Source organism: Streptomyces brasiliensis, assembly GCF_014647875.1.
GTDB classification, from domain to species: domain Bacteria; phylum Actinomycetota; class Actinomycetes; order Streptomycetales; family Streptomycetaceae; genus Streptomyces; species Streptomyces brasiliensis.
Map to the genome: position 1 here is coordinate 1 of NZ_BMQA01000012.1, position 26,074 is coordinate 26,074.

The following is a 26,074-nucleotide window of genomic DNA, read 5'->3' on the forward strand; positions in this document are numbered from 1 at the left end:
ACACACCGTGACACCATGTCAGTGCCCGAGATGAGGCGCACCGCTCAACTTCGAAGACCCTACAAAGCCGGAAGGCTGAACTCGCGCAAGACTGCTGCTCCTCATAGGGCGCCGGCGCCACGACGTTGTGTGTTGCGACGGTGCGGTCCAAGGCTCGGGCAGGTGCCCCGGGGATCACCGGGAGCCTAGGGCCCGGTGGTTGAAATCCAGAGCACGACTGGACTGCCCGGACGTTACCCGTCGGTATGGCCTCTTCGACAGAGGGTCCCGGCGAGATGTTCGCTGCGTCACACAGATGGGTGTTCCTTCGCGCACAGTAGTCCACGCTTTTCCTGACCGGCCAGTAACCAGGGGGCCGGCCGCCACTGTTCACGTATGCCGCACGCGCCTACGCTTGATCGCCATGGCACCCACACCCACCGGTAACCGAAGGAAGCGCGTCCATGTGGTCAGCGACGTGCATGGAAACGCCCGTGACCTGGCCAGAGCCGGCGAGGGTGCCGACGCGCTGATCTGTCTCGGGGACCTCGTCCTCTTCCTCGACTACGCGGACCACTCGCGCGGGATCTTCCCCGAGCTGTTCGGCGTGGAGAACGCCGACCACATCGTCGAGCTGCGCACCGCCCGGCGGTTCGAGGAGGCCCGGGAGTTCGGGGCCCGGCTGTGGGCGGGCATCGGCACCGACCGGGCCGCGGTGATCGAGAAGGCGGTACGCAAGCAGTACGCCGAGATGTTCGCCGTGCTCCCCACCCCGACGTACGCGACGTACGGCAATGTCGACATACCGCCTCTGTGGCCCGAGTACGCCGCACCCGGCACCACGGTCCTGGACGGCGAGCGCGTGGAGATCGGCGGCCGGACCTTCGGCTTCGTCGGCGGCGGTCTGCGCACGCCGATGCGGACGCCGTACGAGATCGGCGACGAGGAGTACGCCGCGAAGATCGAGGCGGTCGGCGAGGTCGACGTGCTGTGCACGCACATCCCGCCCGAGGTGCCCGAACTGGTCTACGACACCGTGGCGCGCCGCTTCGAGCGCGGCAGCCGCGCCCTCCTCGACGCGATCCGCCGCACCCGGCCCCGCTACGCCCTTTTCGGGCACGTCCACCAGCCCCTGGTCCGGCGCATGCGGATCGGCGCCACCGAGTGTGTCAACGTCGGGCACTTCGCCGTCAGCGGGCGGCCCTGGGCCCTCCAATGGTGAGCCGGTCCGGATGGGGGTGAAGTCGGCCGGTCGCCTGCGCGGTAGCCTTCACGCTGCACACTCGTGCGCACGTCCGCGCACCAGCGACCTCACTACCGGCCCGCATCTGGAGGAGCCACGGCGATGGCGGAACACACCAGCTCGAGCATCACGATCGAGGCGGCACCGGCCGACGTCATGGGGGTGATCGCCGACTTCGCCCGCTACCCGGACTGGACCGGCGAGGTGAAGGAGGCGGAGGTCCTGAAGACCGACGAGCGGGGCCGCGCCGAGCAGGTCCGGCTCGTCATGGACGCCGGGGCCATCAAGGACGACCAGACCCTCGCCTACACCTGGACCGGCGAGCACGAGGTCTCCTGGACGCTGGTGAAGTCCCAGATGCTCCGCTCCCTGGACGGCTCCTACCTCCTCAAGCCCGTGGGCTCGGGCGCGACGGAGGTCACCTACCAGCTGACGGTGGACGTCAAGATCCCGATGCTGGGCATGATCAAGCGCAAGGCGGAGAAGGTCATCATCGACCGCGCTCTGGCGGGCCTGAAGAAGCGGGTGGAGTCGGGGGAGGTCTAGTCCGGTCCTGGCTGTGGGCAGTCGTTCCGCAGGGCGATGGGGAGGGTGGGCGCAGCCTGCAGTTCCGGTTGCCGTGCGAACCTCGCCCCGCCCCTGCGTCAGTTACGGTTCACCCCCATGCGCACCCTCCTGATCACAGGCCCTGGCGGCTCCGGTCGTACCACGATCGCCGCCGCGACGGCCCTGCGCGCCGCAGGCACCGGCACCAGGACCCTCGTCCTGAGCGCCGACCGCACCGACACCCTGGGCGCGGCCCTCGGCACCGCGACGGGCCCGACCCCGGTCGGGATCACCCCCGCCCTCACCGCCTGGCGCCCCGACGCAGCCGAACGCTTCCGCGACGACCTCACTGCCTTCCAGACCCGCGCGGCGACCGTCCTCGACCTGCTCGGCACCGACCGCCTGGACGCCGAGGAACTCACTCCGCTCCCCGGCGCAGACGAACTGTCCTTCCTGCGCGCCCTCCGGGACGCCGCCCTCTCGGACCGCTACGACCTCCTCGTCGTCGACCTCCCGCCCACCCCGCAGGCCCTCGCCCTGCTCGCTCTCCCGGGGGAACTGCGCCGCTATCTGCGCCGCCTCCTCCCGCCCGAGCGCCAGGCCGCCCGGGCGCTGCGGCCCGTCCTCGGCCGGCTCGCCGGCGTCCCCATGCCCGCAGAGTGGCTGTACGAGACGGCCGCCCGCTGGGGCGTCGAACTGGCCGCTGTGGAGGCCGTCGTCGCCGACCGTGACACCGCCGTACGACTCGTCGCCGAGCCCGGCCCGGCCGGCGCCGACGCCGTACGCGCCGCCGGTCTCGGCCTCGCCCTGAGCGGCCTGCGCACCGAGGCCCTCGTCGCCAACCGCGTCCTGCCCGAGACCGACCGGGACACCTGGCCGGGCCGCCCGTCGCCCGACCATCACCCTTCAACGAGCTTCGAACCCATCTTTCTGACGCTCGTCGCTCAGCAGCGCAAGACCCTGGCCGACTGGCGGGAGGCGTACGACGTCCACCCGGTCGCCCACCTCGGCCGCGACCCGCGCGGCACCGACGACCTCACCACGCTCCACGTGCCCGGCACCGGCGCACGGCCCACCCCCGTCGAGTGGCAGGTCGCCGACCGCATCGCCGCGGACGGCGTGCTCGTCTGGCACATCCCGCTGCCCGGTGCTATACGCGACGAACTCGACCTGATCCGGCGCGGCGACGAACTCGTCATCACGGCAGGTCCGTTCCGCCGGCTCGTCCCGCTGCCCTCCGCCCTGCGCCGCTGCACCGTCGCCGGAGCCGCGCTGCGGGAGGGCGAACTGCGCATCCGGTTCGCGCCGGATCCGGACCTGTGGCCGCGCGAGAGGTGATTCCGGCTCGCCCGGCACCGGAGCGGGAGCCGAGTCCGGCCCGCACCCGGTGAAGGACGTACGCCCATTCGGGTAACGTCGTAGAGACGAACCGTAGTCAGGAGTCCGTCATGAGCGAAGAGCGCCCCACACCTGACGTTCCGGACGCGGAGGCGGCCCACGAGGTGCGGGCGACCGACGCCGACGCCTGGGCCACGGCGGTCGCCGAGGACCTGGCGGCGGAGAAGGCCCGCCGCCGCGCCGAGTACGGCCCGCCGCCGGGCTCGGCCGCCGAGGAACTGCGCAAACTCGTCGACGCCGTCGCCGACAAGCTGTCCGGCCTCCAGTCCCCGCTCCTGGGGTCGGTCGCCGGGCCCGCCGCCCAGCAGGTGGTGCGGCAGGTCGTGCAGCAGGCGAAGGCCGCCGTCGAGCCCGTCATCGAACGCAACCCGGACGTCTTCGACCACCTGGCCGCGGCCGGCACCGAACTGCTCGCCGCCTACCGCTCCGCCGTCCAGGCCCAGGAGCGCCGCTGGACGAGCCGCGCGGACGACCTGAAGGACGACCCGCGCGACGACCGTGACCGGGGCGAGGGCACCGGTGGCGGGGAACGCATCGACTTGGACTGACAGGGCCTCGGGTACGGTTGGCCGTAGCGGGGCTCGACCGAAACTGAGGGATTCATGGGACTCACCATCGGCGTCGACATCGGCGGCACGAAGATCGCGGCCGGCGTGGTCGATGAGGAAGGCAACATCCTCTCGACCCACAAGGTGCCGACCCCGAGCACGCCCGAGGGGATCGTGGACGCCATCGCCTCCGCCGTCGAGGGCGCGCGTGCCGGGCACGAGATCATCGGCGTGGGCATCGGTGCGGCCGGCTATGTGAACCGGCAGCGCTCCACCGTGTACTTCGCGCCGAACATCGACTGGCGCCAGGAGCCGCTGAAGGAGAAGGTCGAGGCCCGCGTGGGTCTCCCGGTCGTCGTGGAGAACGACGCCAACGCGGCCGCGTGGGGCGAGTACAAGTTCGGTGCGGGCAAGGGCCACCGCAACGTCATCTGCATCACGCTGGGCACCGGCCTCGGCGGCGGCATCATCATCGGCAACAAGCTGCGCCGCGGACACTTCGGCGTGGCCGCCGAGTTCGGCCACATCCGCATGGTCCCGGACGGCCTCCTGTGCGGCTGCGGCTCGCAGGGCTGCTGGGAGCAGTACGCCTCCGGCCGCGCCCTCGTCCGGTACGCCAAGCAGCGCGCCAAGGCCACCCCCGAGAGCGCCGAGATCCTGCTCGCTCTCGGCGACGGCACCCCCGACGGCATCGAGGGCAAGCACATCTCCATGGCCGCCCGCCAGGGCGACCCGGTCGCCGTCGACTCCTACCGGGAGCTGGCCCGCTGGGCCGGTGCCGGCCTCGCCGACCTGGCCTCTCTCTTCGACCCCTCCGCGTTCATCGTCGGCGGTGGCCTGTCCGACGAGGGCGAACTCGTCCTCGACCCGATCCGCAAGTCGTACAAGCGCTGGCTGGTCGGCGGCAACTGGCGTCCGGTGGCCGAGGTGATCGCGGCCCAGCTGGGCAACAAGGCGGGCCTGGTGGGCGCGGCGGACCTGGCCCGCGAGCCGGACCCGATCATGTAACGCCCACTTTCTGTCTTACGGCGACTGCGCCTACCCAGAGGGGCGCGAGGAGTGCGCGACCGGCCACAACGGACCGGCAGTCGCGTGCAGACCTCGCGCCCCGGGTTGGTGGGCGTACATTGATCCACATGCCGCCGCTCCCCAACTCCCACACAGAGCCCGACGGTTCCGCAACGATCCGCGTACTGAGCTACAACATCCGCTCCATGCGTGACGACACGGACGCCCTCGCCCGGGTGATCACCGCCTGCGCTCCCGACCTGGTCCTCATCCAGGAAGCCCCCCGCTTCTTCCGCTGGCGCAAGAAACTCGCCCGGCTCGCGGCGGCCTCCGGGCAGGTCATCCTCACCGGCGGCGCAACGGCGGCCGGTCCCGCGATCCTGTGCAACCTCCGAGCCACGGTCGAGCGCAGCGAGGACGTGCTGCTCCCGCTCACCCCCGGCCAGCACCGCCGCGGCTTCGCCACCGCCGTCGTCCGCTTCGGCGGCGTCCGGCTCGGGGTGCTCAGCTGTCACCTCAGCCTCCAGCAGGACGAGCGCTACGAGCAGGGCGGCATGCTCCTCGACCGGCTCGCCGGACTCGGCACCGAGCACGCCATCGCCGGCGGTGACCTCAACGAGCGCCCCGGCGGCCGCACCTTCCGGCGCCTCGCCGACGGCCTGCAGGACTGCTTCGCCACCGCTCCCTGGGGCGGCGAGTACACCTCCACCCCCGCCGACCCCCGCCGGCGCATCGACGCGATCTTCGCGAGCAAGGGCGTCGAGGTGCTCGGCTGCGGGGTCCCCCTCGACCTCCCCGGCGTCACGGACAAAGACATGAGGGCGGCCACGGACCACCTCCCGGCCCTGGCCGCCCTCAGAATCCCCGCGAACTAGACGACGGCCCCGCGTCCCGGATCGTCGTCCTCGTCGTCGTCCGTCTTCATCCGCGTCACCAGCGTGACGAACCCGCCGAGGAAGCCGCCGATGCCCAGCGTCGCCAGCCACCACGTCATGTCCCAGCCGAGCAGCACCGCCAGCAGGAGCAGGATCGGCCCGCCGACCACGCCCAGCCAGGCGAACCGGGCGGTCGTGTCGGAGGTGGGCAGCGGCGGCGGCTCGGGCGGCACGAAGTGGCCCTCGTCGTCCTCGTCGAAATCGTCCTCGCCCGGCTCGGGCGCCGCGTAGTCGCGCGGACCGACGCCGGGCGCGAACGCTATCGAGCTGCCCAGGGCCTTGGCGGGCCGCTGCTCCCCGGCGTCGCCGTCGCCGTCGCCGTCGCCGTCGCCGTCGGCGTCGTCGTCGGACCGTTCGTCCGTCTCGTTCGGCCCGGTCTCGGGCAGCGCGAGATCCTCGACCGGCTTGAACGGCTTGGCGCCCGGCGGGTCCGGCGGTTCGTCGCCGTATCCGGCGACGATCGCCTGCCAGGCGGCCTCCTCGTCGAAGGGCACGCCCTTCTCGTCCGGCTCGCGGTCCTCGCGGTCGGAGTCGTGCTCAGCCAACTGAGGCCGTCCCTTCCTTGCCGACACTGGGTGCGAGCCGGCCCATGAAGGCGAGGCTCTCCTCGAAGATCCGGTCCGCGTCAAAGTCCAACGTCGCCACGTGGTGGCTCTGTTCCAGCACGACCTCCGTCACGTCCCTCGACGACACCCTGCTCAGCAACCGGGCCGAGTCGGCCGGCGGCACCACATGGTCCCGGGCGCTGTGCAGGAGCAGCAGGGGCTGCGTGACCTGCGGCAGCTCGCCGTCCAGCAGGCGGAAGAACGTCCGCAGGGAGTGGGCCGCGTGCAGCGGCACCCGGTCGTACCCCAGCTCCGCCGCGCCGGGCTTCGCGATGTCGCTCGCGATGCCCTTCCTCGTGCGCACCAGGTGCCGGGCCACCGGAAGGGCGTACGCGGACAGGCCGTGCACCCTGTTCGCCGGGTTGACGACCACCACGCCCGCAACCCCCTCCCCGTGCTTCGCGGCCAGTCGCAGCGCCAGCGCCCCGCCCATCGACAGGCCCGCCACGAACACCCGCGCGCAGCGCTCGCGCAGCAGGCGCAGCTCGCGGTCCACCTCCGCGTACCAGTCCTGCCAGCCGGTGAGCTGCATGTCCTCCCAGCGCGTGCCGTGTCCGGGCAGCAGCGGCAGCGACACGGTCAGGCCGTGCGCGGCGTGGTGCTCCGCCCAGGGGCGCAGCGACTGCGGCGAGCCGGTGAAGCCGTGACAGAGGAGGACACCCACCTCTCCGCCCTCGTGGCGGTACGGCTCGGCTCCGGGGAGAACCGGCACCTTACGGGCTCCTGTTCCTGAGGAGGACGTGAACGACGACTGCGGATGTGCTTCACCGTACGCGACCGCACTGACACCGACCAGGGCCGTCGGCTCCTTCCGCGGTGCTCCGGGTTAAGGTCTGATCGACGGAAACAGGAGGCACTCGGTTGTTGTACGGCACGATGAAGGTCGCCATCGGGGGACCGCTGAGGATTGCCTTCCGACCCTGGGTGGAGGGGATGGAGAACATCCCCGCCGAGGGTCCCGCCATCCTGGCGAGCAATCACCTGTCCTTCTCGGACTCGTTCTTCCTGCCGGCGGTCCTCGACCGCAAGGTCACCTTCATCGCGAAGGCCGAATACTTCACCACACCGGGCGTCAAGGGACGGCTGACCGCGGCCTTCTTCAAGGGCGTCGGCCAGCTCCCGGTGGACCGCTCGGGCGCGCGCGGCGCGGGCGAGGCGGCCGTCAGGAGCGGCATCGAGGTGCTCGAGCGCGGTGAGCTGTTCGGCATCTACCCGGAGGGCACGCGCTCGCCCGACGGCCGGCTGTACCGGGGCAAGCCCGGCGGCCTCGCGCGCGTGGCGCTCGCCACCGGCGCTCCGGTCATCCCCGTGGCGATGATCGACACGGAGAAGATCCAGCCGCCCGGCAAGGTGATGCCGAAGCTGATGCGGCCCGGCATCCGGATCGGCAGGCCGCTGGACTTCAGCCGCTACCAGGGCATGGAGCACGACCGCTTCGTCCTGCGCGCCGTGACCGACGAGGTCATGTACGAGATCATGAAGCTCTCCGGCCAGGAGTACGTCGACGTCTACGCCACCGCCGCCAAGCGGCAGATCGCGGAGGCGGCGAAGACGGCCAAGGCGGAGGAGAAGGCCGAGAAGGCGAAGGCCGAGTCCTAGACAGGCAGTCGGGCACACCGGGGGTGGGGGCGTGGCGAGGCGCGAGCACGTCATGAGGATGTCCGTCGAACAGCCGCTGTGGCGCGCGCTCGCCGGTTACCGCGTACTGACGATGCTGTACGCGATCGGCCTGTTCGCCAGCGCGCACGACCGCTACGACCAGCCCTGGGTCGCCCTCGCCTACTTCGCCGTCCTGTTCGGGTGGACCCTGGCCACCCTTCCCCGGGTCAACAACGCGGCGAGCTGCACCAAGCGCTTCCTCGCCGTCGACCTGACGGTCGCGCTCACCGGCATCCTGCTCACCCCGCTCGCCGACAGCCATCACGTCGCCGAGGGCGGTCCCACCCTGCCGTCGATATGGACCGCGGGCTCCGTGCTGGCCTTCGCCATCAAGGGCGGCTGGCGCTGGGCCGCGTTCGCCTCCACGATCGTCGCCTGCGCCAACCTCGTCGAGCGGGGCGTCCCGGCCCGGGACACGGTCCACAACGTGATCCTCGTATGGGTCGCCTCCATCGGCATCGGGTACGTCGTCGAGGTCGCCCGCGCCTCCGAGCGCACCCTCGCCCGCGCCCTGGAGATCGAGGCCGCGACCCGGGAACGGGAGCGGCTCGCCCGCGACATCCACGACGGCGTGCTGCAGGTGCTGGCCATGGTGCAGCGGCGCGGCGCGGTGATCGGCGGCGAGGCGGCCGAACTCGGGCGCATGGCGGGGGAGCAGGAGGCGGCGCTGCGCACCCTGGTCTCCGGCGGCCTGGTCCCGGTCCCGCGGGTGTCCGAGGACGCGGGCGAGGGCGCCGTCGTACTACGGGCCGCGGCGGAACAGGACGACACCGTCGACCCCACCGCACCAGTCGATCTGCGCACGCTGCTCGCCCCGTACGCCGGTGCCCGGGTCAGCCTCGCCGAGCCCGGCGCGCCGGTGCCGCTGCCGTCCGGCGCCGCGCGGGAGCTGGCCGCGGCCGTCGGCGCCGCCCTGGACAATGTGCGCGAGCACGCCGGACCCGACGCCCGGGCCTGGATCCTGGTCGAGGACGAGCCGGACGCGGTCGTGGTGACCGTACGGGACGACGGCCCCGGCATCCCCGAGGGGCGGCTCGCGCAGGCCGAGGGCGAGGGGCGGCTCGGGGTGGTCCAGTCGATCCGGGGCCGGCTGCGCGACCTGGGCGGCAGTGCCGAGCTGAGCTCGGTGCCCGGCCAGGGCACGGAGGTCGAACTGAACGTACCGAAGAACGCCCGGAAGACGCGGGGGAAGGCGGAGCGGCGATGACGCAGCAGCAGGGCCCGATCAAGGTGATGGTGGTCGACGACCACCCCATGTGGCGCGACGCGGTCGCCCGGGACCTGGCCGAGTCGGGCTTCGAGGTGGTCGCCACCGCCGGGGACGGCGAGCAGGCGGTGCGCCGCGCCCGGGCCGCCGCGCCGGACGTCCTCGTCCTGGACCTCAACCTGCCCGCCAAGCCCGGCGTCCAGGTCTGCAAGGAACTGGTCGGCGCCGACCCGAAGCTGCGCGTCCTGGTGCTGTCGGCCAGCGGCGAGCACGCCGACGTCCTGGAGGCCGTGAAGTCGGGCGCCACGGGTTATCTGCTCAAGTCGGCGTCCACCGGGGAACTCCTGGACGCGGTGCGCCGTACGGCCGTCGGCGACCCGGTGTTCACGCCCGGCCTCGCCGGACTGGTCCTCGGCGAGTACCGGCGGCTGGCCGCCGAGCCCGGCCCCGCCGCCGACACCGACGCGCCGGACGCGCCCCGGCTGACCGACCGCGAGACGGAGGTGCTGCGCCTGGTCGCCAAGGGCCTGAGCTACAAGCAGATCGCCGAACGCCTGGTCATCTCCCACCGCACGGTCCAGAACCACGTTCAGAACACCCTCGGCAAGCTCCAGTTGCACAACAGGGTCGAGCTGGTCCGGTACGCCATAGAGCGCGGCCTCGACGAGGAGTGAGGCCGCCCGACCGAGCGGCGTTCCCACAATTCACCGGAATCACCCTGCCCGCCTCTCGCTGTGTGACGTGACTCACCCTTACCGTGAGTGAGCGTCAAGTCACAGCGGCGAAGGGACATTTCCATGCGGGTCGGAGTACTGACCGGAGGCGGCGACTGCCCCGGACTCAACGCCGTCATCCGGGGCGTCGTCCGCAAGGGCGTGCAGGAGTACGGCCATGACTTCGTCGGCTTCCGGGACGGCTGGCGGGGACCCCTCGAAGGGGACACTGTCCGCCTCGACATCCCCGCCGTGCGCGGCATCCTGCCCCGCGGCGGCACCATCCTCGGCTCCTCGCGGACCAACCCCCTCAAGATGGAGGACGGCATCCGCCGCATCAAGGACAACCTCGCCAAACAGGAGGTCGAGGCGCTGATCGCCATCGGCGGCGAGGACACCCTGGGCGTGGCGGCGCGGCTGTCCGACGAGTACGGCGTGCCCTGCGTCGGCGTGCCGAAGACCATCGACAACGACCTCTCCGCCACCGACTACACCTTCGGCTTCGACACTGCCGTCGGCATCGCCACCGAGGCCATCGACCGGCTGCACACCACCGCCGAGTCCCATATGCGGGTCCTGGTCGTCGAGGTGATGGGCCGCCACGCCGGCTGGATCGCCGTGCACTCCGGGCTCGCCGGCGGCGCCAACGTCATTCTCATCCCCGAGCACCGCTTCGACATCGAGCAGGTCTGCGCCTGGGTGACCTCGCGGTTCAAGGCGTCGTACGCCCCGATCGTGGTCGTCGCCGAGGGTGCCATGCCGAAGGACGGCGACGTCGTGCTCAAGGACGGGTCGCTGGACTCCTTCGGTCATGTGCGGCTGTCCGGCGTCGGCGAGTGGCTGGCCAAGGAGATCGAGAAGCGCACCGGGAAGGAGGCCCGCACCACGGTCCTCGGGCACGTCCAGCGTGGCGGCACCCCCAGTGCCTTCGACCGCTGGCTGGCCACCCGCTTCGGTCTGCACGCCATCGACGCCGTCCACGAGCGCGACTTCGGCAAGATGGTCGCCCTGCGCGGCACGGACATCGTCCGCGTCCCGATCGCTGACGCGACGTCCAGGCTGAAGACGGTCGACCCCGAGCTGTACGCGGAGGTGGGCGTCTTCTTCGGCTGACCCGCAGCACGTCGCACGCCGCGAGGCCCCGCGTCCCGAAGGGGCGCGGGGCTGTATCGATATGCGGCTCCGCCGCGTGGGCGCGAGCAACCACGACAGACCCGCAGCCGCCGGAGAGCCATACCCCCAACCCGCCGGGCGCCCGAACATCTTGCGCCCTATAGTCGCGGCAATGGGACAGCAAACGGCCGAACCGCCGGAGGAGATCGTCGCCTTCGGTGTCCAGTCCGACGAGAAGCCTCTCATCGAGCGCGCCTTCCGCGGTCACCACGAGGTCCGGTGCCTGGACGTCTTCCTGAACGAGGACACCGCCCCCATCGCCGCCGGACACGACGTCATCTGCACCAGCGTCAACTGCGACCTGAACCACCGTGTCCTGCAGACCCTCGCGGCCGGCGGCACGCAGATGATCGCCCAGCGCGCGACCGGCTTCAACAACATCGCCCTCGACGTGGCCGAACGTCTCGGCCTCACGGTCGCCCGCGTCTCGCACTACTCCCCGTACTCGGTCGCCGAGTTCGCCTGGACCCTCGCCATGGCGGTCAACCGCCGTATCGTCCGAGCCTCCACCCGTACGCGTGACTTCGACTTCCGTCTCGACGGTCTGATGGGCCGCGATCTGCACGGCCGTACCGCCGGCGTCATCGGCACCGGCAAGATCGGCGAGGCCTTCACGCGGATCGCGCACGGCTTCGGCATGCGCCTGCTCGGCTGGGACGTCGCCGAGAACCCCGCGTGCCTGGAACTCGGCATGACGTACGTCCCCAAGGAGCGGCTCCTCGCCGAGTCCGACCTGGTCAGCCTGCACGTTCCGCTGCTCCCCGGGACGGAGCGGCTCATCGACGCGGACGCCCTCAAGTCCATGAAGGACGACGCGATCCTGGTGAACTCCAGCCGCGGCGGCCTGATCGACACCGCGGCCCTCGTCGCCGAGCTGCGCGAGGGCCGCTTCACCGGTGTCGGCCTCGACGTCTACGAGGCCGAGGCGGGTCTCTTCTTCCTCGACAAGTCCCTGGAGGCCATGGCGGACGACACCCTGGCCCGCCTGGTCACGTTCCCCAACGTCCTGGTCACCTCGCATCAGGCGTACTACACCCAGGACGCCGTCGACCAGATCATCGGGGCCACGGTGCGCAACGTCCTCGACTACGAGGCCGGCCGCCGCTCCGAGAACGTGCTGGTGCCGCGCAGCTGACCGATCAGGTCGCGCACGACCGCGGCCCCGTCCAGCGTCAGCACCGACTCCGGGTGGAACTGCACGCCGGCGAATCCGGGACCTCGTACGGCGTGCACCTCACCGTTGTCCGCCCGGCTCACCTCGACGTCGTGCGCGGCCAGTTCGCGCAGCGCCTCGTCGTCGCAGTGGGCCACGAAACTGTTGTAGAAGCCGACGGTCTCGGTCCGGCCGAACAGGTCGACCGTCGTCTGCGCCCCCTGGTACGGCACTTCCTTGCGGACGATCTCGAGCCCCAGCTCGGCCGTGATCAGCTCGTGCCCGAGGCACACGCCGAGCACTCCGTGCCGGTGCCCCCTGATCACCTCGGCGGTCAGCTCCCGCAGGAACCGCATCTTCGGGTCGGCCAGGTCGGACGGGTCGCCCGGTCCGGGTCCGAGCACGACCGGCCCCTCGTGCGCGAGCACCGCGTCCCGCAGCCCCGGCTCGTCGTAGCGCCGCACGGTCACGTCGAGGCCGCCCGCGCGCAGCACGTGCGCGAGCATCGCCGTGAAGGTGTCCTCGCCGTCCACGACCAGCGCGTGGCCGCTCAGCACCTCCGACCGCTCCTGCATCCGCAGCCAGAACGGCGCGAGATGTGACCGGCGCCCGTCCAGCGCGGCCCGGACCCGGGGGTCGTCGGCAAGCCGCGGCCGTGCGGACTCCGCACGCGGGCGGGACGGCCGTACGCCGAGGGCGGTCAGCACCCCCGCCGCCTTCGCGTGCGTCTCCGCGACCTCGCCCGCCGGGTCCGACCCGCGCACCAGCGTCGCGCCGACCGGGACGCGCAGCCGTCCGGCCGGGTCGATGTCGGCGGTGCGGATGAGGATGGGGGAGTCCAGGGTCTGGGCGCCCCCGAAGTCACGGCCGAGCAGCGCCAGGGCGCCCGCGTAGTAGCCGCGCCCGCCGGTCTCGTGCCGCTCGATGACCCGGCAGGCGTTCTGCACCGGCGACCCGGTGACGGTCGCGGCGAACATGGTCTCCTTCAGGACCTCCCGCACGTCCAGCGACGACCTGCCGCGCAGCTCGTACTCGGTGTGCGCGAGATGCGCCATCTCCTTCAGCCGCGGTCCCACGACCACCCCGCCCATGTCGCCGACGGTGCACATCATCTTGAGCTCCTCGTCGACGACCATCGACAGCTCCTCGATCTCCTTGCCGTCGGCGAGGAAGTCCAGCAGATGCTCCGGCGTCGGCCCCTCGGCGGGATAGCGGTACGTGCCGCTGATCGGGTTCATCACGACGGTCCCGCCGGACATCCGCACATGCACCTCCGGGCTCGCGCCGACCAGCGTCCTCTCCCCGGTGTGCACGACGAACGTCCAGTACGCGCCCCGCTCGCCCTCGAGCAGCCGCCGGAACAGGGCCAGCGCGTCGGCCCGGCCGAACCCCGGGATCTCGCCCTCGTACGTCCGCCGGATCACGAAGTTCGCGCCCTCACCCCGCCCGATCTCCTCGCGCAGCACTCGCCCGACGATCTCGCCGTACTCCTCGTCCCCGACGTCGAAGCCGCCGCCCTCGACCCGCACCTCGTGCGCCGGCAGCTGGGCCAGGGCCTCCCGCAGCGGCAGCGTGTACGACTCCTCGGGGGTGAGCACCACCAGCGGTGTCCCGTCGTCGCGCACGTCGAAGCCGCGCTCACGGATCTGCCGGTACGGGATCAGTGCCAGCCCCTCGTCGGGCAGGTCGGCGAGACGGTCGTACGTGCCGACCGGGCCGAGGAACAACTCCACGGTGTTCTCGTCATGGCCCGGCGTGCGACGGCGCAGCAGGGCGAACGGGCGGGGATCGTCGAGCAGGTCGAGCAGCTGCATGGGTCCGTGTTCCTTCGGGCTGGGGCCGGCTGGGAGAGATGCCGACGGGGAGGGACGGACCCCGGAAACGCCGAAGGCCGCCCCTCGGGCGGCCTTCGCGACGTCTTGGGTACGCGCAGTCAGTGGGCCGCCGGATGAGCGGTCCACCACCAGTTCTGGTTCGAAAGCGCGAACATGCCAGGCAGAGTACCCCATGTCCGGGTGATGTACCCGGTGTCTCAATTGCTGAGCATGAGGCAGGACGCCCGACACGACCCCGTAATGTTGAGGACGTGACCGTGAACGCTAAGACCAGCGCGAGCGCTGGCAACACCTGGCGAGACCTGCCCGCGGCGCAGCAGCCCGAGTACCCCGACCCCGAGGCTCTGCGCGCAGTGATCGCGGAGCTCGAGTCGTATCCGCCGCTCGTCTTCGCGGGCGAGTGCGACCAGCTGCGTGCCCGTCTGGCGGCCGTCGCCAAGGGCGAGGCGTTCCTCCTCCAGGGCGGCGACTGCGCCGAGGCCTTCGACGCGATCTCCGCCGACCAGATCCGCAACAAGCTCAAGACGCTGCTCCAGATGGGCGCCGTGCTGACGTACGCCGCGTCCGTGCCGGTGGTGAAGGTCGGCCGGATCGCCGGCCAGTACTCCAAGCCGCGCTCCAAGCCGGTCGAGACCCGCGACGGCGTGACGCTCCCGGTGTACCGGGGCGACTCGGTCAACGGCTTCGCCTTCACCGAGGCCAACCGGATCCCGGACCCCGAGCGGCTGAAGCGGATGTACAACGCCTCCGCCTCGACGCTGAACCTGGTGCGCGCGTTCACCACCGGTGGGTACGCCGACCTGCGCCAGGTGCACGCCTGGAACCAGGACTTCGTGAAGTCGTCCCCGTCGGGCCAGCGCTACGAGCAGCTCGCCCGTGAGATCGACAACGCGCTGAACTTCATGCGGGCCTGCGGCGCGGAGCCGGAGGAGTTCCGCACGGTGGAGTTCTACGCCTCGCACGAGGCGCTGCTGCTCGACTACGAGTCCGCCCTGACCAGGGTCGACTCCCGCACGGGCAAGCTGTACGACGTCTCCGGGCACATGGTGTGGATCGGTGAGCGCACCCGGCAGCTGGACGGCGCGCACATCGAGTTCGCCTCGAAGATCCGCAACCCGATCGGCATCAAGCTCGGCCCGACCACGACGGCCGAGGAGGCGCTGCAGTACATCGACCGCCTCGACCCCGAGCGGGAGCCGGGCCGGCTGACCTTCGTCGTGCGCATGGGCGCCGACAAGATCCGCGACAAGCTCCCCGGGCTGGTCGAGAAGGTCACCGCGTCGGGCGCCAACGTGGCCTGGGTGACCGACCCGATGCACGGCAACACCTTCGAGGCGGCCTCCGGCCACAAGACCCGCCGTTTCGACGACGTGCTCGACGAGGTCAAGGGCTTCTTCGAGGTCCACAAGGCGCTGGGCACGCACCCGGGCGGCATCCATGTGGAGCTGACCGGTGACGACGTCACCGAGTGCGTGGGCGGCGGCGACGAGATCTTCGTCGACGACCTGCACCAGCGCTACGAGACGGCCTGTGACCCGCGTCTGAACCGCAGCCAGTCGCTGGACCTGGCGTTCCTCGTCGCCGAGATGTACCGGGACCAGTGAGGGACCGGTAGCCACGGCACTGGGGCGCGGATCACACACGATCCGCGCCCCTCCGCACTTTTGCGGATCCTCCGCGATGGGTAAGGTTAGGTTTGCCTCACCGATAAACGGGATGGCAACGAGGACCGATCCCGGTGGGAGGTGAATCCGCGTGTACGTCTGCAGCTGCTTCGGTGTCACCGAGGCGCAGGTCAAGCAGCACGCGGAGGACGGCGCCTGCACCCCCCGCCAGATAGCCTCCGCCTGCAAGGCGGGCACGGACTGCGGCTCCTGTGTACGGCGCATCCAGGCGATCCTCGGCCGCGGCGCATGCCCCCGCCGTGAACTGGCCGACCAGGGCAGGCCGATCCTCTCCTCGCCGCTCCCGTCCGACCCCGGCTTCGCGAGGCCGGCCGAGGCGGCCTAGGTCTCGGGCTGCTCGATGATCTGCGAGATGTAGAGCGCCTCGCCGAGCTTCTCCACCAGGTCCAGCTGGGTGTCCAGGTAGTCGATGTGGTGCTCCTCGTCCTCGAGGATCGACTCGAAGATGTTTGCGGACGTGATGTCACCCTTCTCGCGCATCATCTTGATGCCGCGCCTGAGCCGGTCGATCGCCTCCACCTCGATCTGCCGGTCGGCCTCGAACATCTCCTTGACGCTCTGCCCCACCCGCACGTGGAACAGCCGCTGGTAGTTCGGCAGCCCTTCCAGGAACAGGATGCGGTCGGTGAGCACTTCCGCGTGCTTCATCTCGTCGAACGACTCGTGCCGCGTGTACTTCGCGAGCTTGTACCAGCCGAGGTTCTCCTGCATCTTCGCGTGCAGGAAGTACTGGTTGATCGCGGTGAGCTCACCGGTGAGCTGCTCGTTGAGGATTTCGATGACTTCGGGGTCGCCCTGCATCGCAGAGGCTCCTTCCGCCTGGGAGGTATGGGGAGGTTGCGGCGGCATGATTGCACCGGCGCCGAAGATCGTCCAGTAAGTGCGCACTTAGTAAGTAAGTGCATGTTTGATGCCGGTTGTCCGGTTCGTGGACGCGTGGTCAAGGGCACTGCCCCAGGTCTGTCAGGATGGAGACATGGGTCACCCGGTGGAGCGCGCGTCTGGAGAATCAGGAGAGGCCGTACGGTCCGAGCTTCCGCCGGGGCAGCGACTGCAGCGCGGCTGGCCGGTCACGCACTACGGCCCGGTCCCCAAGTTCCGTCCCGAGCGCTGGGAGTTCAGGGTCTTCGGCGCCACCGCCGACGGTGACAAGCACTGCTGGACCCACGAGGAGTTCACGGCACTGCCGTACACGACCGTCGTGGCCGATCTGCACTGCGTGACGAAGTTCAGCATGCTCGGCGCCGAGTGGGGCGGGGTCCCGGCGAGCGCGATCCTGGACGCCGCGCCACCTGCGCCCGACGTCACCCATGTGATGGTCTGGGCGGAGTACGGCTTCAGCTCCAACCTGCGTCTCAAGGACTTCACCGCCGATCGCACGATCTTCGCGACCCACAAGGACGGCGAACTCCTCACCGCCGAGCACGGCTTCCCGGCCCGCCTGGTCGTCCCCCACCTCTACGCCTGGAAAGGCCCCAAGTGGGTGCGCGGCGTCGAGTACATGACCGCCGACCGCCGCGGTTTCTGGGAGGAACGCGGCTACCACAACATCGGCGACCCCTGGAAGGAACAGCGCTACTCCTACCAGGAAGAGCCCGGGGACGGCCCCGAGCTCTGATCCCGGTGTCGTACGTCAGTGGTACTGGTGCATCACGGCGTGCCCCTTGCCGCGCCCTATCGTCCACTTGTTGACCGGGGTCGTGACCGCGAAGGCGATGACCAGCGAGATCGCCAGCGAACCCCAGAACAGCAGGTCGTCGAGCTGGGCGTCCATCGCGTCCGGCCAGAGCACGATCACACCGTTGTCGATCAGCTCCATCACGGCGATGGACAGGGTGTCCGCGGCCAGCGCCACGCGGAAGGCGGTACGGAATCCGACGCCGGCCCTGAGGACGCTGCGAAGAGTGAGCGAGTAGCCGAAGAAGAAGGCCAGCATGATCGCGAGGACCGTGGTCGGCAGATTCCCCCACCCGAACGCGGTGCCGATCACCATCCCGAGCACCTCACCGATGGCACAGCCGGTGAGGCAGTGCAGCGTGGCCTGGACGGCCATGGCCCAGCCGGCGGCCGGCATGTGAGCCGCGTGGTGGTGTGCGTGCGCCTCGTGCGTCATCGGTGCCCCCTCTGTCGAACGACGATGTCCACGACGAGTGGGAACCGTATACCCCCATGGGGTATTCCTCAAGGGTCACCTCACGGGGGTCACCCCGGTCAGTGATCTCGCAGCCGCTTCAGCCGCGCCACGTCTGCCGCGTGCCCCTCCTTGCCGCCCGGAGTCTCGATGATCAGCGGGACGCCCGCGGTCGCCGGATGCGTCATCAGGGCGCGGAACGGGTCCTCGCCGATGTGACCGGAGCCGATGTTCTCGTGGCGGTCCTTGTGCGCGCCCGCCACGTCCTTGGAGTCGTTGGCGTGGATCAGCTTCAGCCGCCCCTCGCCGACCGTGTCCACCAGCAGGTCCAGGGTCTGGTGCATACCGCTCGGACCGGTCAGGTCGTGCCCGGCAGCGAAGATGTGACAGGTGTCCAGGCACACGCCCAGCCTCGGATGCGCGTCCAGCGCCTCGAAGTACGGCCCGAAGTCCCAGGTGCGGGAGCACAGCGACGCACCCTGTCCGGCCGTGGACTCGAGGAGCAGATACGGGTCGTCGTCGTGGGTGAGTTCGTCCAGCAGCGGAAGCAGGTGCGCGCGCACCTGCTTGAGCGCGACCTCCCGCGCCCGTCCGCCGGTCGCGCTGCCCGTGTGCACGACGACACCGAGCGCGCCGATCTCGCGCCCGCGCCGCAGCGAGTGCCGCAGCGACTCCACCGACCTTTCGACGGTCGTCTCGGTGTGCGACCCGAAGTTGATCAGGTACGGGGCATGCACATACGCCGGGATCGACTCCTCGGCACACGCCGTCCGGAACTCCTCGTCCTGTCGTGGATTGCCGGCCGGGGTGGCCCACCCGCGCGGATTGGCGACGAAGACCTGCACGGTCTCGGCCTTCAGCTCACGGGCGTAGGACAACCCCACGGAGTGCAGACCGCCGGCCACGGGCACGTGACCGCCGACGGGGTTGCGGGAGGGACCGGGGAGGGGGGTACCGGACTGCTGACTCTTCACCCGTTCAGGGTGTCACGCCGTGCCCAGGGCCCGGGACCGCCCTCCGCGAGGCTGCCGAGGCTCCGATTCCTCACCGAATGGTGATGGTGATCGTCGACCCCTTGGGTGCCGTCTCGCCGCCGTCCACCGACTGCTTCTTCACCGTGTCGCCGAACAGGCCGAGCAGCCCGCGGTCCTCCTCGACCTTGAAGCCGGCCTGCTCCAGCTGCCGCTTCGCGTCGTCGGCACTGGACCCGACCACGTTCGGCACCTCGACCATCTCGGGTCCCTTGGACAGCGTCAGCGTCACCGTGTCGCCCTCGGCGGCCTGGCTGCCGGCCGCCGGGTTCTGCCGGGCGACCGCGCCCTTGTCGAACTCGGAGTTGACCTCCTGCGGGGAGATCTTCACCATGACCCCGGCATCCTCCAGGTCCCCCTTCGCGCTGTCCGGATCCTCACCGGTGACGTCCGGCACGTCCACGGGGCTGCCCTTGCTGACGACGAGCGCGATCGCCGAGCCCGCACGGCGGGTGGTGCCCGACCGCGGGTCCGTACTGATCACCGAGTCGCGCGGCACGCTGTCGCTGAACGCGCGCGTGACCATGCCCGGCTGGAGGCCGTTCTTCCTGAGCAGCGCCCGCGCCGCGACCAGCGTGCGGCCCTCCAGGTCGGGCACCTTCACCGTCTTCGGGCCGTCGGAGATCGTCAGCGTCACCGAGCCGTTGCTGCGGATGCGCCGTCCGGCCGCGGGGTCGGTGCTGATGACCGTGCCGCGTTCCACCGTGTCGCTGTAGGCGTGCTTGACCTGCTTGACGTCGAGCCCGGCCTCCCGCAGGCGTTCCTCGGCCTGGGCCTGCGTCTTCGCCAGCAGGGGCGGGACCCGGGTGAACTGTCCGGAGTTGATGTACCAGACCCCGGTGCCGACACCGAAGACCACCAGCACCGCGACCACCAGCGTGATCAGCCCGCGCCCGGGCCGTGACGACCGCCGGGCGGGCGGCGCGGGCGGAACGTCGAGCCGGCTGGTCCGGTGGACGCTCCCGCCGGGCTCCTCCTCGTTGACGGGCAGCGTTCGCGGCACCGTCAGTGAGCGCGGGATCACGCTCGTACGGTCCTCGGCGATGTCGTGACGCGCGGAGAGCGCCTGCGGCGGCATGGCGTCCAGCTGCTCGTCCGTCAGGCCCGCGCGGGCCTCGCGCGCGCGGGCGAGCAGCGCCACCGCGTCGTGCGGCCGGACGTCAGGGGTGCGCGCTGTGGCCGCGGCGACCAGGTCGTCCAGCCCGTACGCCAGCGCCGGCACGGTGGCCGACGGCGGCGGCACGTCCTCGTGGAGGTGCTTGTAGAGCACGACCGCGGGGGAGTCCCCGTCGTGCGGCTTCTGCCCGGTCAGCATCTCGTACAGGACCACACCGCACGCGTACACGTCGACGCGCGGATCGGCGGTCCCGCTCTCGATCTGCTCGGGCGCCAGGTACGACACGGTCCCGAGGACGGCACCCGTCGTACTGGTCACGGTGTCCACGGACCGCACCAGCCCGAAGTCGGCCACCTTGACCCGGCCGTCGTCGCCTATCAGCACGTTCTCGGGCTTCATGTCCCGGTGCACGAACCCGGCGCGGTGCGCTGCACCGAGCGCGGCGAGCACCGGCTCCAGGATGTCCAGCGCGGCCCGCGGCTGCAGCGCCCCGCGCTCGCGCAGGACGTCACGCAGGGTGCAGCCGGCGATGTACTCCATGGCGAGATAGACGTACGACCCGTCGGTGCCCTGGTCGAAGACCTGCACGACGTTGGGGTGGGCGAGCCGCGCGACGGACTTCGCCTCCCGGATGAACCGCTCCACGAACGCGCCGTCCGCGGCCAGCGCCGGATGCATCACCTTGAGCGCGAGAACCCGGTCGAGCCGGGTGTCCAGGGCCCGGTAGACCGTGGCCATCCCGCCGACGGCGATCCGTGCGTCGACGCGATAACGGCCGTCGAGCACCTGCCCGACGAGAGGGTCCTGAAGGGTCGTATCCACGCAGGCGAGTGTACGAGCAGCCACGGACACACCCACCGGCTTCGCCGGCGATAGCAGCGCTACTGCAGCGGACCTGTGACGGGATCCACGAGAAGCACGTACGGGCCGTCGCCCCGCCCGCCCACGACCCGATCGCCGAGGACCACGCAAAACCCCCACGCGAAGCGGCAGCCTCTCAGCCGACAGTGAAGGGGTGGTGCGCGGGTGGGAGACGAAACGGGACTGCGACCAACGCTCAGAACGCAGGCCGCTCAGGATCAAGGTCGGCCAAGCCCGTCACCGGCGAGGACGCAGAAGCGAGGAACCGCCGAGGTATGCGCCCGGCAACCCGCGCCAGCCTCCCCGCCTCCACCGCATGCCGCATCGCCGACGCCATCAGCTCCGGCTCCCGTGCCCGGGTCACCGCCGACGCCAGCATCACCCCCGCACACCCCAGCTCCATGGCCAACGTCACATCGGACGCCGTACCGGCCCCCGCGTCCAGAATCACCGGCACGCGCGCGTGCTCGACGATCAGCTGGAAGTTGTGCGGATTGCGAATCCCGAGCCCCGACCCGATGGGTGACCCGAGCGGCATCACCGCCGCACACCCCACGTCCTCCAGTTTCCGCGCGAGCACAGGGTCGTCGTTTGTGTACGGCAGCACCGTGAAGCCGTCGTCCACCAGCGTCTCCGCCGCGTCCAGCAGCTCGATCGGATCCGGCAGCAGCGTCCGCTCGTCGGCGATGACCTCCAGCTTGACCAGGGACGTACCCAGCGCCTCCCGCGCGAGCCGCGCCGTCAGCACCGCCTCACCGGCCGTGAAACAGCCCGCCGTGTTCGGCAGCACCCGTACGCCGAGCTTCTCGAGGACCGACAGTACGGAACCGTGCACCCCGGGATCGACACGCCGCATCGCCACGGTCGTCAGCTCCGTGCCGGAGGCGACCAGCGCCCGCTCCAGCACGTCGAGGCTGGGCGCACCGCCCGTACCCATGATCAGGCGGGACGAGAAGGCCGTACCGCCGAGGACAAACGGATCGTCGGCCATGGTTCAGCCTCCTTGGACAGCGGTGAGGACTTCGACGCGGTCGCCGTCACGGAGGGCCGTGGAGGACCACTCCGCGCGCGGGACGACGGTTTCGTTGAGTGCGGCGGCCACGCCGGACGGCGCCGCGGTGAGCGTGTTCACGAGGGCGTCGAGGGCGGTGCCGGCCGCGATCTCCCGGTGCTCCCCGTTGACGGACACGGTGACGGAGGGGGTCATGCGGGCTGCTCCACGAGGACGGCGCCGAAGCGCTTCGGGGTGAAGGGACGGGCCTCCTGGGGCAGCTCCCCGGTGGCGAGGACATGCGCCACGGCGTCGCCGGTGACCGGCGTGAGCAGCACACCGTTGCGGTAGTGCCCGGTGGCCAGCAGCAGCCCGGCGAGAGCGGTCGGCCCGAGCAGCGGCGCGTTGTCGGGGGAGCCCGGCCGCAGCCCGGCCCGGGTCTCGGTCAGCGGCAGCTCGGTGATCCCCGGCATCAGCTCGTGCGCGTCCCGCAGCAGTCCGTACACGCCGCCCGCGGTCACCGTCGTGTCCCAGCCCAGCTCCTCGCTGGTGGCGCCGACGACCAGTTCGCCGTTCTCCCGCGGCACGAGGTAGACCTGGCTGCCGCGCACCACGGCCCGCACGGTCCGGCTCAGGAACGGGGCGTACCGCCTCGGCACGGTCAGCCGCAGCACCTGCCCCTTCACGGGCCGTACGGGCGGCAGGACGTCGTCGGGCACCCCGGCGAGCCGCCCGCTGAGGCTCCCGGCCGCGAGGACCACCTGATCGGCGGCCAGCTCCGTGCCGTCCGCCGTGGTCACACCGGCGGCCCGCTCCCGCACGACCCGGAAGCGCTCCGCCCACGTGCGGTGGAACACCACCCCGGCCCGCTCGCACGCGGCCACCAGCGCCGCCGCCAGCCGCCGCGGGTCGATCTGGTGGTCGCCGTCCACCCGCAGCCCGCCGCGCACACCCGGCGCCAGCATCGGCTCGAGCCGGCGGCAGTCCCGGCCGGACAGCCACTCCGAGTCCAGCCCCGACTCCTGCTGGAGGGCGTGGAGTTCGCGCAGATGGGCGCGGTCGTCGGCGTCCAGCGCGACGGCGAGCGTGCCGCACCGGCGGTAGCCGAGGTCGTGGCCGGTGAGGTCGGTCAACTCGGCCACAAAGTCCGGATAGCGGCGGGCCGACTCGAGGTTGAGGCCGAGCAGGGTCTGCTCGCCGTAGTGCAGTTCCGTGACCGCGGCCAGCATTCCGGCCGCGACCTGCGCGGCCCCACCGCCCGGTTCGGGGTCCACGACGGCCGTCGCGAACCCCCGCTGCGCGGCGCGCCAGGCCGTGACCAGGCCGATGATTCCGCCCCCGATGACGAGGACGTCTGACGTACGTGACGACATGGGCGTCCAGCCCCTCCCTTCGCCGGCATGACCCGGATCAGGTTCGTACGGTCGGAGGCCGCCAGCCTCCCTCTCAGCCCAGTGCGTCCGGGCTCCCGCGAGTGCTTGTACGTCCGCCACCCTAGCCCTTGGCTCCGCGGCTCTGTAAGGGCACCACCCCGCGGGCACGGCCCGGCGGCGGTTGTGCAAAACGTCACCGAACGCACCCACTGACTGACTCTCTGTGTGTTGTCTATGGTGATCAGGTGAGCGAGCAGACGCAGCGACAGGGCACGTCACAGGGGCGGCGCGTGGTCGTCGTCGGAGCGGGCATGGCCGGGGTGCAGACCGCGGTAGCCCTGCGTGAACAAGGCTTCAAGGGCACCGTCACCCTGATCGGCGCCGAGCCGCACCAGCCGTACGACCGGCCGCCGTTGTCCAAGGCCGTGCTGCTCGGCAAGGCCGAGGGTTCCGCCTTCGATGTCGACTTCGAGGCGCTGGGCATCGAGGTCCGGCTGGGCAGCGAGGCCCTCGGCGTGCGCCCCGGCGACCACGAACTCGACACCGAGGGCGGACCGGTGCCGTACGACGTCCTGGTCCTCGCGACCGGCGCCGAACCGATTCGTCTGCCCGGCGCGGAGGGCGTCCCCGGGGTGCATCTGCTGCGCACCCTCGACGACGCCGAACGGCTGCGGCCGGTACTCGCGCGGCAGCACGACATCGTGGTCGTCGGCGCGGGCTGGATCGGCGCCGAGTTCGCCACGGCGGCCCGTGAGGCGGGCTGCGCGGTGACCGTCGTCGAGGCCGCCGACCGGCCGCTCGCGGGCGCGCTGCCGGCGGAGGTGGCCGCGCCCATGACCGCCTGGTACGCCGACAGCGGCACCGCGCTGCGCACCCACGCGCGCGTGGAGCGCGTCGAACCCGGCGCCGTCGTCCTCGACGACGGCGCGCGGCTGCCCGCGGGCGCCGTCGTCGTGGGCATCGGCGCCCGCCCCGCCACGGCCTGGCTGGCCGGCTCCGGCATCGAGCTGGGCGCGCACCGCGAGGTCGTGGCCGACGACCACCTGCGCGCCTCGGCGCCGGACGTGTACGCCGTCGGCGACTGCGCCTCCTTCCCCTCGGGCCGCTACGGCGAGCGGCTGCTCGTCCATCACTGGGACAACGCCCTCCAGGGGCCGCGCACGGTCGCCGCGAACATCGTCGGCGAGGCGTCGGCCGTCTACGACCCGGTGCCGTACTTCTGGTCCGAGCAGTTCGGCCGCTTCGTCCAGTACGCCGGGCACCATGCGGCGGCCGACACGTTGCTGTGGCGCGGCGACCCGGCCGGGCCCGCCTGGAGCGTCTGCTGGCTGCGCGGGGACCGGCTGGTCGCCCTGCTGGCGGTGGGCAGGCCGCGGGACCTGGCGCAGGGGCGGCGGCTGATCGAGGCGGGCCGGGCGATGGATCCGGAGCTGCTGGTGGACCCGGCGCGACCGCTGAAGGAGGCCACCGTGGCCACCGCATGACGTAAAAGTCCCGGTTCGGCGGGGCTCGGCTTCCGACTGTCAGTCCGGGATGGCACGCTGTTTCCGTGACCGAGATTGACGCAAAGATCGATGCTCTCGTCCCCGCCTGGCTCACCCTCCCCGACATCGCCGAGATGCTCGACGTCGAGGTGACGCGTGTGCGGCAGCTGGTCAAGGAGGGCCAGCTCATCGCCGTACGCCGTGGTGAGAACCGGGCGCTGCACGTCCCCGCCGCCTTCATCGACGGGGACAAGGTCGTCAAGGGCCTGTCCGGGACCCTGACGCTCCTGCGGGACGACGGCTTCACGGTCGAAGAGATGATCGAGTGGCTCTTCACCCCCGACCCGACCCTGCCCGGAACCCCCGCCCAGGCCCTGAGTGAGAACCGCGGCACGGAGGTGAAGCGCCGCGCCCAGGCGCTCGCCGTCTGACCGAACACCGTCCGGAACCGGGCCGTGGCCCTTCGGGGCCACGGCCAGGAGGACGTGCGGCGTGCGGCCGGCGGGAGCAGGGCGCACGGCCCGCCGCGCCTGGCCGAATACGCTCACGCCGGGCCGTACGCCACCAGCACCCGACACGGCCGCCGCGCACGCCACCACCGGCCGACCGGGCCACGCAGGCCGGCAGGCCATCCGTACCGCCCCAGGGGGACGCACCGCATGTCCGAAACCGCCGTCACCGCCCGTGCCCGTCTCGCCGACGCCCGTGTCTATCTCTGCACCGACGCCCGAAAGCGGCAGGGTGATCTCGCCGAGTTCCTGGACGCCGTCCTGGCCGGCGGGGTCGACATCGTGCAGTTGCGGGACAAGGGCATGGAGGCGGCCGAGGAGCTGGAGCATCTCGCCGTCCTCGCCGAGGCCTGCGCGCGGCACGGCAAGCTGCTCGCGGTCAACGACCGGGCGGACGTCGCCCACGCCGCCGCATCCGATGTGCTCCACCTCGGTCAGGGCGACCTCCCGGTCCCCGCGGCCCGCGCGATCCTCGGCGACGACGTGATCATCGGCCGCTCCACGCACGCCGAGTCCGAGGCCGCCGCGGCCGCGGTCCAGGAGGGCGTGGACTACTTCTGCACCGGCCCGTGCTGGCCCACCCCCACCAAGCCCGGCCGGTACGCCCCCGGCCTCGACCTGGTCCGGTACACGGACTCGCTGGGCACCGACCGCCCCTGGTTCGCCATCGGCGGCATCGACCTCGGCAACCTCGACGAGGTGCTGGACGCGGGCGCCCGCCGCGTGGTCGTCGTCCGTGCGATCACCGAGGCCGGCGATCCGGGAGCCGCCGCGGCGGAGTTCGCCAAGCGGCTGCGGCAGGTCCCGTAACGCGGCGGGGCGACCGGATGTCCAAGGGGTGAACAATAAGTCGACAAATCGGGCAAATCACAGGCGTCCGGTTGGGGGAC

Annotated in this window: 28 protein-coding genes and 1 riboswitch; of the genes, 17 read left to right on the forward strand and 11 right to left on the reverse strand. The window is 71.3% G+C overall.

The window, feature by feature from the left end:
* Positions 1-403 precede the first annotated feature (403 nt).
* The 6 genes from IEZ19_RS19835 (at position 404) to IEZ19_RS19860 (ending at position 5,597) form a co-directional block, all read left to right on the forward strand.
* On the forward strand, positions 404-1,201 hold the full coding sequence (locus IEZ19_RS19835) for a metallophosphoesterase family protein (protein WP_189312567.1): 798 nt from the start codon (positions 404-406) through the stop codon (positions 1,199-1,201).
* A gap of 123 nt (positions 1,202-1,324) precedes the next feature.
* Complete coding sequence (locus IEZ19_RS19840; RefSeq protein WP_189312568.1) at positions 1,325-1,768, forward strand: SRPBCC family protein; 444 nt, start codon at positions 1,325-1,327, stop codon at positions 1,766-1,768.
* A 117-nt stretch (positions 1,769-1,885) separates the two neighbouring features.
* A complete protein-coding gene (locus IEZ19_RS19845) occupies positions 1,886-3,106 on the forward strand; it encodes an ArsA family ATPase (RefSeq protein ID WP_189312569.1) in 1,221 nt (406 codons plus the stop codon).
* Between the two features lie 110 nt (positions 3,107-3,216).
* A complete protein-coding gene (locus IEZ19_RS19850) occupies positions 3,217-3,714 on the forward strand; it encodes a DUF5304 domain-containing protein (protein WP_189312570.1) in 498 nt (165 codons plus the stop codon).
* Positions 3,715-3,768: 54 nt separating this feature from the next.
* On the forward strand, positions 3,769-4,722 hold the full coding sequence (locus tag IEZ19_RS19855; protein WP_189312571.1) for an ROK family glucokinase: 954 nt from the start codon (positions 3,769-3,771) through the stop codon (positions 4,720-4,722).
* A gap of 128 nt (positions 4,723-4,850) precedes the next feature.
* Complete coding sequence (locus IEZ19_RS19860; RefSeq protein WP_189312572.1) at positions 4,851-5,597, forward strand: endonuclease/exonuclease/phosphatase family protein; 747 nt, start codon at positions 4,851-4,853, stop codon at positions 5,595-5,597.
* Here the strand turns inward: IEZ19_RS19860 and IEZ19_RS19865 are convergent.
* Both IEZ19_RS19865 and IEZ19_RS19870 read right to left on the reverse strand, forming a co-directional pair.
* Positions 5,594-6,202 carry a hypothetical protein gene (locus IEZ19_RS19865; protein WP_189312573.1) on the reverse strand — a complete coding sequence of 203 codons (609 nt, stop codon included), beginning with the start codon at positions 6,200-6,202 and terminating at the stop codon, positions 5,594-5,596. The two genes, IEZ19_RS19860 and IEZ19_RS19865, sit on opposite strands and share 4 nt — an antisense overlap.
* A complete protein-coding gene (locus IEZ19_RS19870; protein WP_189312574.1) occupies positions 6,195-6,974 on the reverse strand; it encodes an alpha/beta hydrolase in 780 nt (259 codons plus the stop codon). Before IEZ19_RS19870 ends, IEZ19_RS19865 begins: the two co-directional genes overlap by 8 nt.
* Positions 6,975-7,123: 149 nt before the next feature.
* Between IEZ19_RS19870 and IEZ19_RS19875 the strand changes: the two genes are divergently transcribed.
* The 5 genes from IEZ19_RS19875 to IEZ19_RS19895 all read left to right on the forward strand — a co-directional run bounded on the left by IEZ19_RS19875 (position 7,124) and on the right by IEZ19_RS19895 (position 12,149).
* Positions 7,124-7,861, forward strand: a complete 738-nt coding sequence (locus tag IEZ19_RS19875; RefSeq protein ID WP_189312575.1) for a lysophospholipid acyltransferase family protein — start codon at positions 7,124-7,126, stop codon at positions 7,859-7,861.
* Between the two features lie 31 nt (positions 7,862-7,892).
* On the forward strand, positions 7,893-9,128 hold the full coding sequence (gene macS, locus IEZ19_RS19880; protein WP_189312576.1) for a MacS family sensor histidine kinase: 1,236 nt from the start codon (positions 7,893-7,895) through the stop codon (positions 9,126-9,128).
* Entirely contained in the window at positions 9,125-9,802 is a 678-nt protein-coding gene (locus tag IEZ19_RS19885) for a response regulator (RefSeq protein WP_189312577.1), read from the forward strand. The genes macS and IEZ19_RS19885 overlap by 4 nt, the downstream gene beginning before the upstream one ends.
* 123 nt (positions 9,803-9,925) lie before the next feature.
* Positions 9,926-10,954 carry a 6-phosphofructokinase gene (locus tag IEZ19_RS19890; RefSeq protein WP_189312578.1) on the forward strand — a complete coding sequence of 343 codons (1,029 nt, stop codon included), beginning with the start codon at positions 9,926-9,928 and terminating at the stop codon, positions 10,952-10,954.
* Positions 10,955-11,126: 172 nt separating this feature from the next.
* Positions 11,127-12,149: a 2-hydroxyacid dehydrogenase gene (locus IEZ19_RS19895; RefSeq protein ID WP_189312579.1), complete on the forward strand. Its 1,023-nt coding sequence runs from the start codon at positions 11,127-11,129 to the stop codon at positions 12,147-12,149.
* On the opposite strand, the gene IEZ19_RS19900 is transcribed toward IEZ19_RS19895, so the two are convergent.
* A complete protein-coding gene (locus IEZ19_RS19900; protein WP_189312580.1) occupies positions 12,101-13,981 on the reverse strand; it encodes an anthranilate synthase family protein in 1,881 nt (626 codons plus the stop codon). The two genes, IEZ19_RS19895 and IEZ19_RS19900, sit on opposite strands and share 49 nt — an antisense overlap.
* 119 nt (positions 13,982-14,100) lie before the next feature.
* On the reverse strand, positions 14,101-14,157 hold the full coding sequence (locus IEZ19_RS53495; RefSeq protein WP_189312748.1) for a trp operon leader peptide: 57 nt from the start codon (positions 14,155-14,157) through the stop codon (positions 14,101-14,103).
* Between the two features lie 96 nt (positions 14,158-14,253).
* On the opposite strand from IEZ19_RS53495, the gene IEZ19_RS19910 reads away from it, so the two are divergent.
* Complete coding sequence (locus tag IEZ19_RS19910; RefSeq protein ID WP_189312581.1) at positions 14,254-15,606, forward strand: class II 3-deoxy-7-phosphoheptulonate synthase; 1,353 nt, start codon at positions 14,254-14,256, stop codon at positions 15,604-15,606.
* Between the two features lie 151 nt (positions 15,607-15,757).
* Entirely contained in the window at positions 15,758-16,012 is a 255-nt protein-coding gene (locus IEZ19_RS19915; RefSeq protein WP_189312582.1) for a (2Fe-2S)-binding protein, read from the forward strand.
* On the opposite strand, the gene bfr is transcribed toward IEZ19_RS19915, so the two are convergent.
* The gene (gene bfr, locus IEZ19_RS19920; RefSeq protein ID WP_189312583.1) at positions 16,009-16,488 is read right to left on the reverse strand and encodes a bacterioferritin; all 480 of its coding nucleotides are present in this window, start codon (positions 16,486-16,488) and stop codon (positions 16,009-16,011) included. The two genes, IEZ19_RS19915 and bfr, sit on opposite strands and share 4 nt — an antisense overlap.
* A 175-nt stretch (positions 16,489-16,663) precedes the next feature.
* Between bfr and IEZ19_RS19925 the strand changes: the two genes are divergently transcribed.
* Entirely contained in the window at positions 16,664-17,305 is a 642-nt protein-coding gene (locus IEZ19_RS19925) for a sulfite oxidase-like oxidoreductase (RefSeq protein WP_189312584.1), read from the forward strand.
* 15 nt (positions 17,306-17,320) lie between these two features.
* Here IEZ19_RS19925 and IEZ19_RS19930 read toward each other — a convergent pair whose 3' ends face one another.
* The 6 genes from IEZ19_RS19930 to thiO all read right to left on the reverse strand — a co-directional run bounded on the left by IEZ19_RS19930 (position 17,321) and on the right by thiO (position 23,191).
* Positions 17,321-17,800, reverse strand: a complete 480-nt coding sequence (locus IEZ19_RS19930; RefSeq protein ID WP_189312585.1) for a DUF4396 domain-containing protein — start codon at positions 17,798-17,800, stop codon at positions 17,321-17,323.
* Between the two features lie 98 nt (positions 17,801-17,898).
* Positions 17,899-18,792, reverse strand: a complete 894-nt coding sequence (locus IEZ19_RS19935; protein ID WP_189312586.1) for a deoxyribonuclease IV — start codon at positions 18,790-18,792, stop codon at positions 17,899-17,901.
* Between the two features lie 70 nt (positions 18,793-18,862).
* A complete protein-coding gene (gene pknB / locus IEZ19_RS19940; protein ID WP_189312587.1) occupies positions 18,863-20,788 on the reverse strand; it encodes a Stk1 family PASTA domain-containing Ser/Thr kinase in 1,926 nt (641 codons plus the stop codon).
* A gap of 235 nt (positions 20,789-21,023) precedes the next feature.
* Positions 21,024-21,818, reverse strand: coding sequence for a thiazole synthase (locus IEZ19_RS19945; RefSeq protein WP_189312588.1), 795 nt, complete (start codon positions 21,816-21,818; stop codon positions 21,024-21,026).
* 3 nt (positions 21,819-21,821) lie between these two features.
* Entirely contained in the window at positions 21,822-22,034 is a 213-nt protein-coding gene (gene thiS / locus IEZ19_RS19950; RefSeq protein WP_189312589.1) for a sulfur carrier protein ThiS, read from the reverse strand.
* Complete coding sequence (thiO, locus tag IEZ19_RS19955; protein WP_189312590.1) at positions 22,031-23,191, reverse strand: glycine oxidase ThiO; 1,161 nt, start codon at positions 23,189-23,191, stop codon at positions 22,031-22,033. The genes thiS and thiO overlap by 4 nt, the downstream gene beginning before the upstream one ends.
* Positions 23,189-23,300: riboswitch (TPP riboswitch) on the reverse strand. It overlaps the preceding gene by 3 nt.
* A gap of 136 nt (positions 23,301-23,436) precedes the next feature.
* On the opposite strand from thiO, the gene IEZ19_RS19960 reads away from it, so the two are divergent.
* From IEZ19_RS19960 to thiE, 3 genes are all read left to right on the forward strand, one after another.
* Positions 23,437-24,675, forward strand: coding sequence for an NAD(P)/FAD-dependent oxidoreductase (locus tag IEZ19_RS19960; RefSeq protein WP_189312591.1), 1,239 nt, complete (start codon positions 23,437-23,439; stop codon positions 24,673-24,675).
* A 65-nt stretch (positions 24,676-24,740) separates the two neighbouring features.
* Positions 24,741-25,106, forward strand: a complete 366-nt coding sequence (locus IEZ19_RS19965) for an Rv2175c family DNA-binding protein (protein ID WP_027758504.1) — start codon at positions 24,741-24,743, stop codon at positions 25,104-25,106.
* Between the two features lie 228 nt (positions 25,107-25,334).
* Positions 25,335-25,994, forward strand: a complete 660-nt coding sequence (gene thiE / locus IEZ19_RS19970; protein WP_189312592.1) for a thiamine phosphate synthase — start codon at positions 25,335-25,337, stop codon at positions 25,992-25,994.
* Positions 25,995-26,074 lie beyond the last annotated feature (80 nt).

What these genes read in the sequence shown, in the direction of transcription:
- IEZ19_RS19835 (WP_189312567.1), top strand. Translation starts at nt 404, where the DNA reads ATGGCACCCACACCCACCGGTAACCGAAGGAAGCGCGTCCATGTGGTC.
- IEZ19_RS19840 (WP_189312568.1), top strand. Translation starts at nt 1,325, where the DNA reads ATGGCGGAACACACCAGCTCGAGCATCACGATCGAGGCGGCACCGGCC.
- IEZ19_RS19845 (WP_189312569.1), top strand. Translation starts at nt 1,886, where the DNA reads ATGCGCACCCTCCTGATCACAGGCCCTGGCGGCTCCGGTCGTACCACG.
- IEZ19_RS19850 (WP_189312570.1), top strand. Translation starts at nt 3,217, where the DNA reads ATGAGCGAAGAGCGCCCCACACCTGACGTTCCGGACGCGGAGGCGGCC.
- IEZ19_RS19855 (WP_189312571.1), top strand. Translation starts at nt 3,769, where the DNA reads ATGGGACTCACCATCGGCGTCGACATCGGCGGCACGAAGATCGCGGCC.
- IEZ19_RS19860 (WP_189312572.1), top strand. Translation starts at nt 4,851, where the DNA reads ATGCCGCCGCTCCCCAACTCCCACACAGAGCCCGACGGTTCCGCAACG.
- IEZ19_RS19885 (WP_189312577.1), top strand. Translation starts at nt 9,125, where the DNA reads ATGACGCAGCAGCAGGGCCCGATCAAGGTGATGGTGGTCGACGACCAC.
- IEZ19_RS19890 (WP_189312578.1), top strand. Translation starts at nt 9,926, where the DNA reads ATGCGGGTCGGAGTACTGACCGGAGGCGGCGACTGCCCCGGACTCAAC.
- IEZ19_RS19895 (WP_189312579.1), top strand. Translation starts at nt 11,127, where the DNA reads ATGGGACAGCAAACGGCCGAACCGCCGGAGGAGATCGTCGCCTTCGGT.
- IEZ19_RS19900 (WP_189312580.1), bottom strand. Translation starts at nt 13,981, where the DNA reads ATGCAGCTGCTCGACCTGCTCGACGATCCCCGCCCGTTCGCCCTGCTG.
- bfr (WP_189312583.1), bottom strand. Translation starts at nt 16,488, where the DNA reads ATGCAGGGCGACCCCGAAGTCATCGAAATCCTCAACGAGCAGCTCACC.
- IEZ19_RS19925 (WP_189312584.1), top strand. Translation starts at nt 16,664, where the DNA reads ATGGGTCACCCGGTGGAGCGCGCGTCTGGAGAATCAGGAGAGGCCGTA.
- IEZ19_RS19930 (WP_189312585.1), bottom strand. Translation starts at nt 17,800, where the DNA reads ATGACGCACGAGGCGCACGCACACCACCACGCGGCTCACATGCCGGCC.
- IEZ19_RS19945 (WP_189312588.1), bottom strand. Translation starts at nt 21,818, where the DNA reads ATGGCCGACGATCCGTTTGTCCTCGGCGGTACGGCCTTCTCGTCCCGC.
- thiS (WP_189312589.1), bottom strand. Translation starts at nt 22,034, where the DNA reads ATGACCCCCTCCGTCACCGTGTCCGTCAACGGGGAGCACCGGGAGATC.
- thiO (WP_189312590.1), bottom strand. Translation starts at nt 23,191, where the DNA reads ATGTCGTCACGTACGTCAGACGTCCTCGTCATCGGGGGCGGAATCATC.
- thiE (WP_189312592.1), top strand. Translation starts at nt 25,335, where the DNA reads ATGTCCGAAACCGCCGTCACCGCCCGTGCCCGTCTCGCCGACGCCCGT.